This window comes from Brachybacterium phenoliresistens (assembly GCF_039530785.1).
Taxonomy (GTDB): domain Bacteria; phylum Actinomycetota; class Actinomycetes; order Actinomycetales; family Dermabacteraceae; genus Brachybacterium; species Brachybacterium phenoliresistens.
Genome location: NZ_BAAAOW010000006.1, coordinates 45,105 through 60,329, shown reverse-complemented (window position 1 = coordinate 60,329; position 15,225 = coordinate 45,105). Strand labels below are relative to the sequence as shown.

Here is a 15,225-nt window from a genome sequence, read left to right as displayed (position 1 = left end):
TCTCAGGCCTCCGGCTCCTTGCGGGTGGAGATCGCGAAGCGGTTCCACACGTTGATGGTGGCGATGGCGAGCACCAGCTCGCCGAGCATGGACGCATCGTAGTGCGCGGCCGCCTCGTCCCAGACCTCGTCGGGGACGCCGTCCTCGCCGAGCCGGGTCACGGAATCGGTCAGGCGCAGCGCCGCCCGCTGCGCCGCGTCGAAGTGCGGGGACTCGTGCCAGGCGGCGACGCCGAACAGCTTCGCCACCGGGATGCCGGCGGCGATGGCGTCGCGGGAGTGCATGTCGGTGCAGTACGAGCAGCCGTTGACGATCGAGGCGCGCAGCTTCACGATCTCGTACAGCTCCTGGGGGAGCGCCTGGCGGCAGTGCTTCTCCAGGCCCAGGACGGCGCGGAACCCGTCCGGGGCGACGGTGGCCATGTCGATGCGGGACATGAGGGACCTTCCTGCGAAGGGGCCGCCCGGTGCGGCCCTCGCCCCCTCCGACGAGACAGCCCGCCCGCCTGTGACAGCCGGGCCGGCGGATCCCGCTGTCAGTTCACCAGGTCGAACTCGACCTCGTCCGCGCAGATGCTGGTGACCGAGATCGTCCAGTCCTCGATCATGATCGTGTCGCCGACCGCGGCGGGCTCGATCGGCGCAGGGTCCCCGCCGTCGACGGCGGCGGTCAGCTCGGCCCGCCCCTGCGCATCCACGCCCGACAGGACGACGTCCAGGCCCGTCCCCGAGCGCTCGGGCAGGGCCGGGTCTGCGCTCTCGCCCAGAGCCGTGCGATGCATGCCCTCTCCCGTGCAGTCGTCCGTGAGCTCGACGGGCTGTGCGGGCGGGGTGACCGCGTAGCGGTGCGCGGCGGATTCGGGGGTCGCGCCGCCGCTGTCCGATGCAGATGCACCGCCGGCGTCCGATGCGCCCCCGGCGTCCGAGACCGCGGGAGGGGCCTCGGCGGCGGTCGGGACGGGGTCCTGCTGCGGGCCGCTGCAGGCGGCGAGGAGGATCAGGGCCAGGGCGGTTCCTGCCAGGGCGGTCTTGCTGTGCACGGGGTCACCGTACCGGAGGGGGCGGCCGATGCGGCACCATGGACGGGTGCCCGCCCCGACGCCCCCGCCCCGCCCCACCCCGCGCGTTCTGCGCGGGCGGACGGACCCTGCCCGGGCGGTGCGGCCGGTGGACTGGAGCGCGACGGGCCGCACGAGCCCGCCGCCGGAGCCGGAGCCGGAGCAGGAGCCCGTGCCGGCACCGGCACCGGCGCCGAAGCGTCGGGCCCGGACCGTCGAGCTGCCCCGCCCGGCGGCGCCGCCGCAGCCCGGCTACGCCGATCGGCCGCTGAGGGTGCGCGAGGAGATCCTGCGGGTGGTCGGCGCCGAGAATGTCACCCACGAGGAGATCGTCCACGCGGTCGCCGATCCGCAGGACGCCTGGACCGCCGACGGCGGGGTCAGCGACCACTTCCAGCGCGATGGGCTGACGGTGCAGGTGCGCCGTCTGGACAATGCGGTGATCGGCGTGTTCGCCACCCGGTACGCACTGTCGGTGCGGCCGGAGGAGTTCGAGCGCACCCCGGAGACGGCGCTGCCGACCTCCGGGCCCTCCGCGCGGCGAGGCCTGGGGACCCGCCATCCCACCACCCGCCGGGAGCTGCTGGCGCGGATGGAGGAGGCGGGCTTCGTGATCGCCTCCGGCTCGACCCACGGCCGGGTCAGCCATCCGGATCATCCGGGGCTGTTCGTGCCCATGGCCAGCACGCCCTCCGATGTGCGCTTCACCCGTCACGCGGTGGCGCAGATCCGTCGTGTGTTCGGGATAGACCTGCGTCGCTGAGGGTGAGGGAGGCGTGCCCGAGGGCGCGCAGCACCACCAGCAGCCGGGCGAAGGCGAGGGAGCCGACGACGGCGCGCATCACGATGACGTCGGGGGAGGGAGCCTCCTCCTGCGGTGCGCCGCCCGGGCGGCGGATGTCCTCGAGGTCCTCCGCCGCGATGCGGGCCATCGGCCGGGCATAGCGCAGCAGGGACTCGGGGGAGACGGGGATCTCCATCGACCGCATCTCGCGCAGCAGCGCATCGAGCGCCGTCCGCGGGACGGTCGGGACGTCGGGCCAGCCGAGCTCGGCCAGCAGCGGGGCGATGCGCGGGTCCTCGTCCTGCGGGACCTCGTCGCGCAGGGACTGCGCGGGGACCCGCAGGGCGAGCGCCTGGGCGATCTCGAGCGCGGCGATGATCGGGCGGTCGGGGTCGTCCAGCACCGCGCACAGGGCGCGGATCTCGGCGATGGAGCTGCCGGCGGCCTCGCGCAGCACCTGGATCAGGTCCAGGCGGTCGCGATGGCGCGGCCCGTAGTCGAAGCGGGTCGCGGTCAGGCGCTCCCCGGGAGGGAGCAGCCCCTCCCGGCGGTAGTACTTGATGCTCGCGACGCTGACGCCGCTGGTGCGCGAGAGCTCCTGGAGCAGCATCGTGTCCTCTCCGGGATAGTGCGAGGACCGCGCACTATCCTCATGGCGCGTCATGGATAGCGCGACTATCTTAAAGGCCATGGACGCCTTCATCCCGGTCATCGCCGTGCACGCGACCTGCGCGCTGTTCGTCATCGTGCTGGGTCCGCTGCAGATCCTGCGCCGTCGCCGCGACCGCGCGCACCGCGTGCTGGGCACCGCATGGGCGACGGCCATGGTGCTGACCTGCACCACGAGCTTCCTCATCGCCCCCGACGGCTTCTCGTGGCTGCACGGGCTGGCGATCTGGACCCTCGTGTGCCTCGTGATCGCGATCGTCGCGATCCGGCGCGGCGTCGTGCCCACGCACCGCGGGTTCATGGTGGGGTCCTACCTCGGCACCGCGATCGCCTTCGCCTTCGCGACGCTCGCGCCGGGCCGCGCGATCCCGCAGCTGCTGCGGGAGGATCCCGTCATCGCCCTGGTGACCCTCGCGGGGGTGATCGTCCTGGTCGCGGTGGGCAGCGCGCTGGTGATCCGGCGCGGCGCCCCGCCCGCGGAGGCGGCCCTCGCCGGCTGAGGGAGCGGACAGAAAAGTGCCCCGGCTCGTCCCCACGAGCCGGGGCCATCCCTTTCCCCCGCGTCCCGGTCAGCGGTTCCCGGCGTCCTCCTCAGTCGGCCGGGTTCCTCTCGGGAACGCGTTGAGACCAGATAACCCCATCCGGCGGGATTTTCACTGGGCGGAGTCTGCCAGCGCGCTGGGAGCCCGGCCCGCGTCGGTGCGGCGGTAGATCGCGGCCAGCAGCGCCCCGGAGAGGTTGTGCCAGATGGAGAACACCGCGCCGGGCAGCGCCGCCGCGGGGGAGAAGTACTGGGCGGCCAGCCCCGCCGCGAGCCCGGAGTTCTGCATGCCCACCTCGATGGAGACGGTGCGCGCGGAGCGGATCGGCTGCTTCAGGGCCCGGGCGATCCCGTAGCCCAGCAGGAACCCGAGCCCGTTGTGCAGGATCACGGCCAGCAGGACCAGCAGCCCCGCCGAGGCGATCAGCGCGGCGCTGTTGCCCACCACCGCGAAGACGACCACGGCGATCGCGGCCACGGAGATCCACGGCAGCGCCGGCAGGATCCGGTCGACGAAGCGCCCCAGCAGCAGGCGCACCACGAGGCCCAGGATCACCGGCACCAGCACGATCTTCACGATCGACAGCGCCATCGCCGCCCCGTCGACCGGCATGTACTGGCCGGCCAGCCACAGCGTCAGCACCGGGGTCAGCAGCGGCGCGAGGAGCGTGGAGATCGAGGTCATGGTGACCGAGAGCGCGGTGTCCGCCTTCGCGAGGTAGGCGATGACGTTGGAGGCCGTGCCGCCGGGGGCGCAGCCGACGAGGATCACGCCGGCGGCCAGCTCCGGCGGCAGCTGCAGCAGGACGCTCACGCCCAGGCCCACCAGCGGCATGATCACGTACTGGGCGATGACGCCCAGCAGGACGGGCAGCGGCCGGCGGGCCACGAGGGCGAAGTCCGGGAGGGTCAGGGTCAGGCCCATGCCGAACATGATCACCGCGAGCAGGGTGTTGACGTAGGGCAGCACGGAGACGGCGGGACCGGGCAGGGCGAAGCCGAGGCCGGCGCCGGCCAGGACCAGCAGGGGGAAGACCGTCACGGCCACCCGCGCGCTGCGGTCCTCGGGGGAGGGAGATGCTGTGGACATGCGCCGAGGGTACGCCGGTGAGACGCGGTGCTCGGCTGGTGAGACGGATTCTGGACGGGAGATGGGTGCGACCTGTGGCGATGGTGTGCAGGGGGACGAAAGTCCCTTGTCGGCATCGGCCGGGAGCGGAAGAGTGCGGGACATGAGCGCAGCGCAGGGTCATCGGGACGAGCAGCAGCGGGCCGCCCGCATCACGGCGATCGCGGGGACGCTGGTGATCCTCGCCTATGCGGTGACCTCCCTGCTGGAGATCTTCGTGCTCGGCCCGCTCGAGGGCGTCCCCGGCCGCTCCCTGGCGCAGATCCACGGCGACCTCGCGGCCGCCGGGGAGGCGCCGATGATGACCCTCCCGGCGATCGTGATGCTGACCGTCGGCGGCCTGGCGGCGGTCGCCGTGATGAGCGTGACCTTCGTGCATCGGCGCATGACCTGGCTGTCGGTCGCCCTCACGCACCTGGGGCTGCTGGTGCTGGGCGCCCCGGCCCTGGCGATGGCCTCCTTCGGCCCCGGCATGGCGCTGGCCGACACCTACGGATCCTCCGGCGCGGAGTTCCACACGGTGCTGACCGACCTCCTCTACGGGGTCAGCGGCGCCGCGCTGCTGGCGTTCCTCGTCCTGTGCGCCATCCTGACGCTGGACGCGCTGCGCTCCTCCTCCCCAGCCCCGGGTTCTCCCCGGCGGAGGGCCCTGCTGCGCTGAGCGTCGGCGGCCTCTGCCAGACTCGGGGCATGAGCACACCCGACGCCCTGCACGAGGAGGCCCTCGCCGCCCTGCGCGACCTCACCGGCCGGGAGGACGCCCGCTTCCACGACGGCCAGTTCGAGGCGATTTCCGCCCTGGTGGCGGACCGCCGCCGCGCCCTCGTCGTCCAGCGCACCGGCTGGGGGAAGTCCGCCGTCTACTTCCTCTCCGCCCTGCTGCAGCGCCGCCGCGGGCGCGGTCCGGCGCTGATCGTCTCCCCGCTGATCGCCCTGATGCGCGACCAGGTCGCCGCGGCGCAGCGCGCGGGAGTGCGGGCGGTCGCGATCTCCTCGGCGAACCCCACGCAGTGGCAGCAGATCGAGGAGGACCTCGCGGCCGATGCCGTCGACGTGCTCCTCGTCTCCCCGGAGCGCCTGGTCAACCCCCGCTTCCGGGAGCAGCAGCTGCCGCGGCTGATCGAGCGCCTGGGCCTGCTGGTGATCGACGAGGCCCACTGCATCTCCGACTGGGGCCACGACTTCCGCCCGGACTACCGGCGCATCCGCGACCTGGTGGCCGAGCTCGAGGACTCCGTGCCGGTGCTCGCGACCACGGCGACCGCCAACGAGCGCGTGGTCCAGGACGTCGTCGAGCAGATCGGCCGGCGCCGCGACGGCTCGCACGCCGACGTGCTCACGGTGCGCGGCCCGCTCACCCGCGACTCCCTGCGCCTGGGCGTGCTGTCCCTGCCGCAGGACCGCGACCGCCTCGCCTATCTCGCCGCCGTGCTGGACGAGCTGCCCGGCAGCGGCATCATCTACACCCTCACCGTCTCCGCCGCGGAGGACGTCGCCGCCCTGCTGGACGCCCCGGGCCGCGCGGTGAAGGCCTACACCGGCCGCACCGACCCGGACGCCCGCGTCGCCCTGGAGGCGGATCTCAAGGACAACCGGGTCAAGGCCCTCGCCGCCACCAGCGCGCTGGGCATGGGCTTCGACAAGCCCGACCTCTCCTTCGTCGTCCACCTCGGCGCGCCCTCCTCGCCGATCGCCTACTACCAGCAGGTGGGCCGTGCGGGCCGCGGCACCGACCGGGCCGACGTCCTCCTCCTGCCCGGGGCCGAGGACCCGCGCATCTGGGAGTACTTCGCGACCGCCTCCATGCCCCAGCAGGAGCGTGCCGAGGCCGTGCTGGCCGCGCTCGCCGCCTCGGACCGCCCGCTGTCCACCGCCGCCCTCGAGGCGCGCGTGGACCTGCGCCGCACCACCCTCGAGCTGCTCATGAAGGTCCTCGCCGTCGACGGCGCCGTCGAGCCCGCCCCGGGAGGCTGGCGCGCGACGGGGCGCCCCTGGGAGTACGACGCCGAGCGCTACGCCCGCATCGCCCAGGCCCGCCGCCACGAGCAGGACCAGATGCTCGCCTACGAGTCCGCGAGCACCTGCCGGATGGTCTTCCTCGCCCGGCAGCTCGACGACCGGGCCGCGACCCCCTGCGGCCGCTGCGACGTGTGCGCCGGGGCCTGGTTCCCGGCGCCCGGCGCCGTCACCGAGGCCCAGCGCGCCCGGGTCGGCACCGTGCTGGACCGGATCGGGGTGGACGTGGCCCCCCGCCTGCAGTGGCCCAGCGGTCTGGACCGCCTCCAGGTGCGCGGACCCTCGGGCGGCCCCGTCTCGGGGAAGATCCCCGCCGCAGAGCGCGCCGAGGAGGGCCGGGTCCTGGCCCGCATGTCCGACCTCGGCTGGGCGGGGCGGCTGCGCGAGCTGCTCGCCGCCGACGCCGAGGGCGTGCCGCTCGACACCGAGGTGCCGCGGGACGTCGGCGAGGGCGTCGTGAGAGTCCTCGCGGACTGGGACTGGGAGCAGCGGCCCGCGGCCGTGGTGCCGATCGCCTCGGTCTCGCGGCCGCGCCTGGTGTCCTCCCTCGCGGCGGGGATCGCCGGCATCGGCCGCATGGAGCTGCTGCCGCAGCTGTCGCTGCGGGAGACGGAGGGCCGGCCCCGCGCCGGGGGCAACAGCGCCTTCCGGGTCGCCGCGCTGTGGGACCGGTTCGAGGTCGGGCCGGAGCTGGCCGAGGCCCTCGCCCGGCTGGACGGCGCCCCGATCCTCCTGGTCGACGACGTGATCGACTCCCGCTGGACGATGACCGTGGCGGCGCGGCTGCTGCGCCGCGCCGGCTCCGGGCCGGTGCTGCCGCTGGCGATCGCCCAGGCGGGCTGACTCAGCGGCGCCGCGCCGGCATCGGCCACTCGTGCACGGGGGAGCCGGACCAGACCCCCTCGATGTACAGCCGGGTCATCTCCGCGAGAGCCTCGGGGCGGCTCGCGCCGTGCAGCTCGAGGGAGCCCACGGTGTCGATCTGCCAGCGGGCGCCGTTGCGTCCCGTGCGGGCGCGGCCCAGCAGCACCTCGCCGTAGCGGGCGGCGACCGCCGGATCGGCCCCGAGATCCTTCAGGCCGTCCATGGCCTGGGGGATCAGGTGGTCCACCAGCAGGTCCGCGACCCGCACCCGGCCGATCCGCGGCCAGCGGATCCGCGCCTCCAGGCCCCACCGGGAGCATGCCAGGAAGGCGTCGGAGGCCTGCTCGAAGCTCATCCGCGACCACAGCGGCCGCCGCTCGCCCAGCAGGGAGTGGACCAGCCCGTAGAAGAACGCCGCGTTCGCCGCCATGTCCAGGGACGTCGGCCCCGCCGGCAGCAGGCGGTTCTCCAGCCGCAGGTGCGGGGTGTCGGTGCCGGGATCGTAGATGGGCCGGTTCCAGCGCCAGACGGTGCCGTTGTGCAGCATCAGCTCGTGCAGGCGCGGGGCGGCCCCCTCGGTCAGCAGCGGCTCCTCGGCCATCGTCCGCGTCTCCGGGATCAGCGCCGGGAACATGCGCACGTTCTCCTCGAAGAGGTCGAACATCGAGGTGATCCAGCGCTCGCCGAACCACACGCGCGGGCGCACGCCCTGCTCGGCGTACTCCGGCGGGCGGGTGTCCAGGGACTGCACGAACGCCGGGATGCGGGTCTCGTGCCACAGCCGCTTCCCCAGCAGGAAGGGGGCGTTCGCCCCGAGGGCGACCTGAGGTCCGGCGATCGCCTGCGCGGCGTTCCAGGCCGCCGCGAACTTCTCCGGGGCGACCTGCAGGTGCAGCTGCATCGAGGTGCAGGCGGATTCGGGGGAGATCGAGTCGAACAGGGCGTCCAGGCCGCGGCCCTCGCCCTCGATGCGGAGATGGATCTCCTCGCCGCGCGCCTCGAGGACGATCTTGTCCAGGGCGTCGTAGCGCGCGCCGGGGGAGCGCCACGACTCGCCGGAGAGCAGCTCCTCGGAGATGGTGGGCAGATGCCCGATCGGCACGATCCGGCTGCCGTGGGCGCGGGCGGCGGCATCGGCCCGGCGCATCCGGTCCTCGACGTCCTCCTCGAGGCGCTGCAGGCCGCCGCCGCCGGGATGGGTCACCGGGAGGTTGACCTCGACGTTGTAGCGCCCGATCTCGTGGACGTAGTCCTCGTCCGCGAGCTCGTCGAGCACCTCCACCGAGGTGAGCGCCGGCTGGAGCGCCTCGTCGACGAGGTTCATCTCCAGCTCCATGCCGATCGTGCCGTCCACCACGAACACGGCGGTGTCCAGATAGGACTCGAACAGATCGAGGTTGCGGCGCAGCTCGAGGCGGTACGCGGTGCGCTGGGCGCGGGTGTAGCTGGTGGAGCCGATCTCACGTCCCATGGGGACCTCCGAACAGAGGCGACGAGGAAGGGCCAGGATGGCACGCCGACCCCGGACGCGCGCAGTGCGGCCCACGCGCCGGGCAGGCACCTCCGTACAATCCTCGGGTGAGCACTCCGCCCCCCGCCCCGACCAAGGCCGTCATCCTCGCCCGAGGGCTCGGCACCCGCATGCGCCGCGACGATGCCGCGGCAGAGCTCAGCTCCGCCCAGGCCGCCGTCGCGGCCTCCGGCGTGAAGGCCCTCATGGACGTCGGGCGGCCCTTCCTCGACTACGTGATCTCCGCCCTGGCCGATGCCGGGATCCAGGAGGTCTGCCTGGTCATCGGCCCCGAGCACGAGGTGCTGCGCGAGTACGCCGCCGCGGCCTCCGGCGGGCGGGTGCGCGTGAGCACCGCCGTGCAGGAGGAGCCGCGCGGCACCGCCGATGCCGTCGCCGCCGCCCGCGACTTCGCCGGCGAGGACCGGGTGATCGTCCTGAACTCGGACAACTACTACCCCGCCGAGGCGCTGCGGGCGCTCGCCGGCGCCCCGGGCAGCGCCCTGCTGGGCTTCGACCGCGCCGCCCTGCTGGAGCGCTCGAACATCCCCGCCGAGCGGATCCGCGCCTTCGCGCTCGTGCGCAGGGGAGCGGACGGCCTGCTGGCCGACGTCGTCGAGAAGCCCGATGCGCAGACCCTCGCCGCCTTCGGCGAGGACGCGCCGATCTCCATGAACGCCTGGCTGTTCACCCCCGCCATCTTCGCGGCCTGCGGCCGCGTCGAGCCCTCGCCCCGCGGCGAGCTCGAGATCATCGACGCCGTCCGCCTGCTCGTGGCGGACGGCGAGCCCGTGACCGTCGTCCCGGCCGCCGTCGGCGTCCTGGACATGTCCTCGCGCGCGGACGTCTCCGCCGTGCAGGACGCTCTCTCGACCGTGGAGGTCGCCCTGTGACCAGCCTCTCCGCCTCGCCCGTGCTCACCACCAGCGCCTGGTTCGTGCCCGGCCGCGTCGAGCTCCTGGGCAAGCACACCGACTACGCCGGGGGCCGCTCCCTGCTCGCCGCCGTGGACCTCGGCCACACGGTCACGGCCCGGGCCCGCGAGGACCGCGTGCTGCGCGTGGTCTCCTCCCTGGCCGAGGACGCGGTCGAGCTGGACCTTGACGCCCCGGCGGCGGCCGCGCCGGCCGAGGACGGGCACTGGAGCGGCTACGTCCGCACCGTCGCCGCGCGGCTGGACGCGAACTTCCCGGGCATGCTGCGAGGCGCCGAGGTCGAGATCACCTCCACCCTGCCGCCCGCGGCCGGCATGTCCAGCTCCTCGGCCCTGATCGTGGGGCTGGCGCTGGTGCTCATCGACCTCTCGGGCATCGCACAGGACCCGCGCTTCGTGCGCGCCGTGCCGGACCGCGAGCACCTGGCCGAGTACCTCGGCACCCTCGAGAACGGACAGAGCTTCGGGGAGCTGGCCGGGGACCGCGGCGTGGGCACCTTCGGCGGCAGCGAGGACCACACCGCCATGCTCTGCGTGCCCGAGGGCGGCCTGGTCCAGTACTCCTTCTGCCCGGTGCAGCGCGAGCGGGAGGTGCCCTTCCCGGAGGGCCACTGCCTCGTCATCGCGGTCAGCGGGGTGGAGGCGCACAAGACCGGCGCCGCCCGGGAGGACTACAACCGCATCTCCCTCGCCGCCGCGGAGATCCTGCGCCGCTGGAACCTGGACCGCGCCCGGATGGATCCGACCCTCGCCGCCGCCGTCGCCACCGCCCCCACCTCGGCCGCCGCGATCGCCGGGCTCGTCGCGGGCGAGGACTACCTGCCCGGCCGCCTCGAGCAGTTCCTCGCCGAGTCCGAGCGCCTGGTGCCCGCGGCCGCCGTCGCCCTCGAGGACGGCGACCTCGAGGAGCTGGGACGCCTGGTCGACGAGTCCCAGGCCGCCGCCGAGCAGCACCTGGGCAACCAGGTCCCCGAGACGATCGCCCTGCAGCGCACCGCCCGCTCCCTCGGCGCGGTGGCCGCGAGCGCCTTCGGCGCCGGATTCGGCGGCAGCGTCTGGGCGCTGGTCCCCGATGCGCAGGCCGATGCCTTCGCCCGGGACTGGGAGGCCGCCTATCTCGCGGCGTTCCCGCAGCACCGGGGGGCCGCGCGCGTGCTGCGCACCCGCCCGGGACGCGCCGCGCACCGCCGGGAGGTGACCGCATGAGCGCCCTCGACCCCCGCCGCCTGTCCTGGCCGGACACCGCGGGCGTGCTGCCGGTGGCCCCGCTGCGCCCCGTGATCGAGCGCCTGGGCTCCCTCGCCCGCACCCACGAGCGGGACGTCACCCTCATCCCCGGCCTCGCCGCCGAGGGCGAGATCGAGGTCGATGCCGGGGACCCGCCGCCGGCCCTCGAGCAGGTCGTCGAGGAGATCGGCGGCCTGACCGTGCACGGGGAGGCGGGCCTGACCCTGCTGGTCGCCGAGCGCGCGGACGTCGGCCCGTACACCCTGCTCGGCCCACCGACCAGCTACTACCCCCTGCACGAGGGAGCGGACGTCGCCGTCGTGCTCACCCTGGACGAGGACGGCGCCCCCGGCGCGGTCTACGGCATCGGGGAGGACCTCGCCCTGCGCCTGGCCGCCCCGGACCTGGCCGGCTACCTGCAGCGCTACGCCGATGCGCTCGAGGCGACCCTCGCGGCGCTGGACGCGGACGGCCCCGAGGACGAGCGCGAGCGCGCCGAGCGGGCCCACGCCCTGATGGACGAGCATCTCTTCGACGCCCTGCTGGGCACGGGCGCCGCCGAGGACGCCCCGCTGCGCGCGATGACCGCCCCGACCGCCGGTGCCGATCTGCCGGAGGGGACGGTCGCCGTCGGCGACCTCCGCGGGGCGCCGGCGGGCACGGGGCTCGATGTCATCGACGCCGAGATCGACGGCGACCCCCTCGAGCACCAGCTCCTCTGGCGCGAGGGCGGGCTCGTGGTGTGCCTGGTGCCGCGCTCCTAGCGCTCAGCGGGCGGCCGCGACGATCTCCTCGAGCTCCGCGCGCGGCAGCGGGAAGCCGTCGAGCCGGTCGACGGGGAAGTTGCCGATCATGGTGAGCAGGTGGGAGTCCGCGTCGCCGTAGCGGGCGTCGAGAGCGGCCTGCAGGGCGGGCCCGGCCACCGGATGGGCGAGCAGCTCCTCGAAGGTCGAGGACAGGGTGATCGGGAGGTCCACCGGATCCCCCTCGACCTCGATGCTCGCGGCGGCGCGCAGGTCGCGGCTGGAGGCGCCGATCTCGAGGGTGTACGTCCCGCCCTCCACGATCCAGCGCTCGACGCGGACGTCCCAGTGCGCGAGGTCCTCGCGGCGCACCAGGAGCTCCACCGGGCGGGTCTCGCCGGGTGCCAGCTCCACGCTCGCGAAGGCCTTCAGCTCCCGCGGGGGGCGCTGCACCGACGAGCCCGGCAGGGCGGTGTAGAGCTGCACGACCTCGCGGCCGGCCTGGTCGCCGGTGTTGGTCACGGGCACCGTCACGGCGATGTCGCCGGCGGCGGTGAGGGCGGCGGTCGCCTCGCCGTAGGCGAAGCTCGTGTACGACAGGCCGTGGCCGAAGGGGTAGCGCACCGCGAGGTCCTTCGCGTCGTACCAGCGGTATCCCACCAGCAGCCCCTCGCCGTAGCGGACGTGCCCGTGCTCGCCGGGGAAGTTCCCGAAGGCGGGGGTGTCCTCCAGGCGCAGCGGGATGGTCTCGGCGAGCCGGCCCGAGGGGTTCACCGCCCCGAGGAGGACATCGGCCAGGGCGCCGCCGCCGGCCTGCCCCAGCAGCCAGCCCTCGAGGATCGCCGGCACGCGGTCGGCGAAGGGCAGCGCGACGACGCTGCCGTTCGAGAGCACCACGACGGTGCGCGGGTTCGCCTCCAGCACGGCGTCCAGCAGTGCGAGCTGATCGGCGGGCAGGTCGATGTGCTCGCGGTCGTAGCCCTCGGACTCGGCGGCGTCGGGCAGGCCCAGGAAGACCACTGCGACCTCCGCCTTCCCGGCGAGCTCGACCGCCTCCGCGCGCAGGGCCGCGACGTCGCCGGAGCCGTCGGTCGTGAACCCGGGGGCGAAGCCGACCTCGCCGCGGGACAGCGCACGGATCTCCTCGAGGGGGACGTCCAGGCGGGTGGGGGTGATCTGGGAGGAGCCCGCGCCCTGGTAGCGCGGGGTGCGGGCGAACTCGCCGATGACGGCGAGGCGGGCCTCGGGGGCGAGCGGGAGGAGCGCGTCCTCGTTCTTCAGCAGGACGATGGCGCGCCCGGCGACCTCGCGGGCCAGCGCATGATGGGCGTCGACGTCCAGGGGACCCGGCTGCGCGGGGCGCTCCTGGGCCCGGCGGATCAGCTCCAGGAGGCGATCGGCCGCGAGGTCGAGGGCCGATTCCTCCAGTCGGCCCTCGCGCACGGCGGCGACGAGCTGGGCGTCGGTGCGACCGCCGCTGGAGGGCATCTCGAGATCCAGGCCCGCGGGCAGCCCCGCGACGCGGTCGTCGACCGCGCCCCAGTCGGAGACGACCACGCCCTCGAAGCCCCACTCGCCGCGCAGGACGTCGGTGAGCAGCCACGGATCCTCGGAGGCGTACACCCCGTTGATGCGGTTGTAGGAGCACATGACCGTCCACGGCTGCGCGTCGCGGACCACGCGCTGGAAGCCGCGCAGGTAGATCTCCCGCAGCGGGCGCGGGTCGACATCGGCGGAGACCCGCAGGCGCTCGGTCTCCTGGTTGTTGACCGCGAAGTGCTTGAGCGAGGAGCCGACGCCGCGGGACTGGATCCCCTGCACGAGGCCGGCGCCGATCTCTCCGGAGACGATCGGGTCCTCGGACATGTACTCGAAGTTCCGGCCGCACAGCGGGGAGCGCTTGATGTTGATGCCCGGGCCCAGCAGGACGGCGACGTCCTCGATCGCGGCCTCGAGGCCGAGCGCCTCGCCCACGCGGCGGGCGAGATCGGGGTCGAAGGCGGCGCTCAGGCCCACGGCGGGCGGGAAGCAGGTGGCCGGCACGCTGTCGGTGAGGCCGACGTGGTCCCCGCCGGTGCGCTGCTTGCGCAGCCCGTGCGGGCCGTCGGTCACCATGATCGAGGGGACGCCGAGGCGCTCGAGGCCTTCGAGGGACCAGAAGTCGCGGCCGCTGGTCAGGGACGCCTTTTCCTCCAGGGTGAGATCGCGGGAGGTGACGTGCTCGCTCATGGGTGCTCCTGGGGCCGTCGTCGGATGCCGGGGTGATCGAGAAACCGTATCCCTCCAGGTTTTCGCGGTCAAGAGATCCCGGGCACGGAGCGGATCCGGCGAAAAGCGTGCATGCTCCGGGATTCGGGTGCATACTCGCCGTCACACGGGACGCCCGCAGGTCCGACGGCGTCCCCGGGCCGATGGAGGCAGTCATGACCACGAGCGGATCCGCGGCGGGAACGCCGTCCGGCGTCACAGCGGCGATGCGGCTGCGCGGAGAGCACCACTGGTTCGAGGAGCCGACGCAGCCGCCGCCGCGGCGCTACGTCATCGGCCTCATCCTCGCCCAGTTCGTCTTCTTCGTCGCACTGCTGGGCCCGGCGATCGTCGGCGTCGGGTTGAAGATCAACTCCCTGGTCGGGGCCGGCGTCATCGCGGAGGACGGCGCCGAGGGCGCCCTGGCCGTGCTCGCCGGCGTCGGCGCGGCCTGCGCCGTCGTCGCGAACGTCGTCTTCGGGCGGCTCTCGGACCACACCCGGTCCCGGTGGGGGCGCCGCCGTCCCTGGATCGTCGCCGGCACCAGCATCATGACCGTCGGCCTGGCCGTCATGGGCCTCGCCCCGAGCCTGCTGCTGGCGACCCTCGGCTGGGGCATCGCGCAGATCGGCGCGAACATGACGCTCGCGCCGTTCGTGGCGACCATCGCCGACCAGGTGCCGCGGTTCCGCCGCGGGAGCATCACGGCGCTGCTGGGCATCGCGCAGAACGTCGGCATCCTCGGCGGCACCTACGTCGCCGAGCTGTTCATCGACAACATCCCGGTGATGTTCATCGGCCCCTCGCTGCTGGCGATCGTCGCGATGGTGGTCTTCGCGTTCCTGCTGCCGGACAGGGTGCTGCCCGTCTCCCCGCCGCGGATGACCCTGCGCGAGTGGGCGGAGACCTTTTGGGTGGACCCGCGCCGCTACCCCGACTTCGCGCTCGCCTGGTGGTCCCGCTTCCTGGTCACCCTGGGCAGCTTCATGTTCACCACCTTCCGCTTCTTCTTCCTGCAGCGGGAGCTCGGGCTGGACGAGGGCGAGACCGTCCGCCTGATCACCCAGAGCGTCCTGGTCTACACCCTGGCCCTGGTGGCGACCGCCTGGATCGCCGGGAAGGTCTCCGACCTGCTCGGCCGGCGCAAGATCTTCGTCTGGTCCTCGACGATGCTGTTCGCCCTGGGCACCGTGCTGCTGGCCGGCGTGAGCACGGAGACGCAGTTCCTCCTGGTCGAGGTGCTGCTGGGCTTCGCCTACGGCATCTACGTGGGCGTCGACCTGGCGCTGGTCACGGACGTGCTGCCCAATCCCGACGACGCGGGCAAGGACCTGGGCGTGTTCAACATCGCCAACGCCCTGCCGCAGACCCTCGCCCCCGTCATCGGCGGCGCCCTGATCTACGTCGGCGCGTACCCGAACTACACGCTGCTGCTGTTCGTCGCGGGCGGCTCGGCGCTGGCCGGCGCGATCGTCATCTTCTTCATCAAGGGGGTCCGATAGCC

General features: G+C 73.9%; 14 protein-coding genes. 8 read left to right on the top strand and 6 right to left on the bottom strand.

Annotated features, from left to right (window positions below; genetic code table 11):
- Positions 1-2: 2 nt before the first annotated feature.
- Together ABD234_RS13185 and ABD234_RS13180 are read right to left on the bottom strand one after the other, a co-directional pair.
- Complete coding sequence (locus ABD234_RS13185; protein WP_038373377.1) at positions 3-437, bottom strand: carboxymuconolactone decarboxylase family protein; 435 nt, start codon at positions 435-437, stop codon at positions 3-5.
- Between the two features lie 98 nt (positions 438-535).
- Positions 536-1,039, bottom strand: a complete 504-nt coding sequence (locus ABD234_RS13180; protein ID WP_344357009.1) for a hypothetical protein — start codon at positions 1,037-1,039, stop codon at positions 536-538.
- A 46-nt stretch (positions 1,040-1,085) separates the two neighbouring features.
- Between ABD234_RS13180 and ABD234_RS13175 the strand changes: the two genes are divergently transcribed.
- Positions 1,086-1,820, top strand: coding sequence for a hypothetical protein (locus ABD234_RS13175; protein WP_344357006.1), 735 nt, complete (start codon positions 1,086-1,088; stop codon positions 1,818-1,820).
- Here ABD234_RS13175 and ABD234_RS13170 read toward each other — a convergent pair.
- On the bottom strand, positions 1,762-2,505 hold the full coding sequence (locus ABD234_RS13170; RefSeq protein ID WP_344357002.1) for a MerR family transcriptional regulator: 744 nt from the start codon (positions 2,503-2,505) through the stop codon (positions 1,762-1,764). The genes ABD234_RS13175 and ABD234_RS13170 overlap by 59 nt on opposite strands.
- A 25-nt stretch (positions 2,506-2,530) precedes the next feature.
- On the opposite strand from ABD234_RS13170, the gene ABD234_RS13165 reads away from it, so the two are divergent.
- A complete protein-coding gene (locus ABD234_RS13165) occupies positions 2,531-3,010 on the top strand; it encodes a DUF2306 domain-containing protein (RefSeq protein WP_344356999.1) in 480 nt (159 codons plus the stop codon).
- Between the two features lie 153 nt (positions 3,011-3,163).
- Here ABD234_RS13165 and ABD234_RS13160 read toward each other — a convergent pair whose 3' ends face one another.
- Positions 3,164-4,141: a bile acid:sodium symporter family protein gene (locus ABD234_RS13160; RefSeq protein WP_344356996.1), complete on the bottom strand. Its 978-nt coding sequence runs from the start codon at positions 4,139-4,141 to the stop codon at positions 3,164-3,166.
- A 142-nt stretch (positions 4,142-4,283) separates the two neighbouring features.
- Between ABD234_RS13160 and ABD234_RS13155 the strand changes: the two genes are divergently transcribed.
- Together ABD234_RS13155 and ABD234_RS13150 are read left to right on the top strand one after the other, a co-directional pair.
- Positions 4,284-4,841: a hypothetical protein gene (locus ABD234_RS13155; protein WP_344356993.1), complete on the top strand. Its 558-nt coding sequence runs from the start codon at positions 4,284-4,286 to the stop codon at positions 4,839-4,841.
- A 29-nt stretch (positions 4,842-4,870) separates the two neighbouring features.
- Positions 4,871-7,039 (top strand): RecQ family ATP-dependent DNA helicase, encoded by a 2,169-nt coding sequence (locus ABD234_RS13150; protein ID WP_344356990.1) that lies wholly within the window; start codon positions 4,871-4,873, stop codon positions 7,037-7,039.
- Position 7,040: 1 nt separating this feature from the next.
- Here ABD234_RS13150 and ABD234_RS13145 read toward each other — a convergent pair whose 3' ends face one another.
- Positions 7,041-8,531 carry a glutamate-cysteine ligase family protein gene (locus ABD234_RS13145; RefSeq protein WP_038373368.1) on the bottom strand — a complete coding sequence of 497 codons (1,491 nt, stop codon included), beginning with the start codon at positions 8,529-8,531 and terminating at the stop codon, positions 7,041-7,043.
- 107 nt (positions 8,532-8,638) lie between these two features.
- Here ABD234_RS13145 and ABD234_RS13140 point away from each other — a divergent pair, with 107 nt between their 5' ends.
- From ABD234_RS13140 to ABD234_RS13130, 3 genes are read left to right on the top strand one after another with little or no spacing between them, the layout of a single operon-like run.
- The gene (locus ABD234_RS13140) at positions 8,639-9,463 is read left to right on the top strand and encodes a nucleotidyltransferase family protein (RefSeq protein WP_344356987.1); all 825 of its coding nucleotides are present in this window, start codon (positions 8,639-8,641) and stop codon (positions 9,461-9,463) included.
- Complete coding sequence (locus tag ABD234_RS13135) at positions 9,460-10,710, top strand: galactokinase family protein (protein WP_344356985.1); 1,251 nt, start codon at positions 9,460-9,462, stop codon at positions 10,708-10,710. The genes ABD234_RS13140 and ABD234_RS13135 overlap by 4 nt, the downstream gene beginning before the upstream one ends.
- Positions 10,707-11,495: a hypothetical protein gene (locus ABD234_RS13130; RefSeq protein WP_344356982.1), complete on the top strand. Its 789-nt coding sequence runs from the start codon at positions 10,707-10,709 to the stop codon at positions 11,493-11,495. The genes ABD234_RS13135 and ABD234_RS13130 overlap by 4 nt, the downstream gene beginning before the upstream one ends.
- A 3-nt stretch (positions 11,496-11,498) precedes the next feature.
- Here the strand turns inward: ABD234_RS13130 and ABD234_RS13125 are convergent, their stop codons facing one another.
- Positions 11,499-13,703: a glycoside hydrolase family 3 C-terminal domain-containing protein gene (locus ABD234_RS13125; protein ID WP_344356980.1), complete on the bottom strand. Its 2,205-nt coding sequence runs from the start codon at positions 13,701-13,703 to the stop codon at positions 11,499-11,501.
- Positions 13,704-13,897: 194 nt separating this feature from the next.
- Here ABD234_RS13125 and ABD234_RS13120 point away from each other — a divergent pair, with 194 nt between their 5' ends.
- Positions 13,898-15,223, top strand: a complete 1,326-nt coding sequence (locus ABD234_RS13120; RefSeq protein ID WP_344356976.1) for an MFS transporter — start codon at positions 13,898-13,900, stop codon at positions 15,221-15,223.
- Positions 15,224-15,225: the final 2 nt, after the last annotated feature.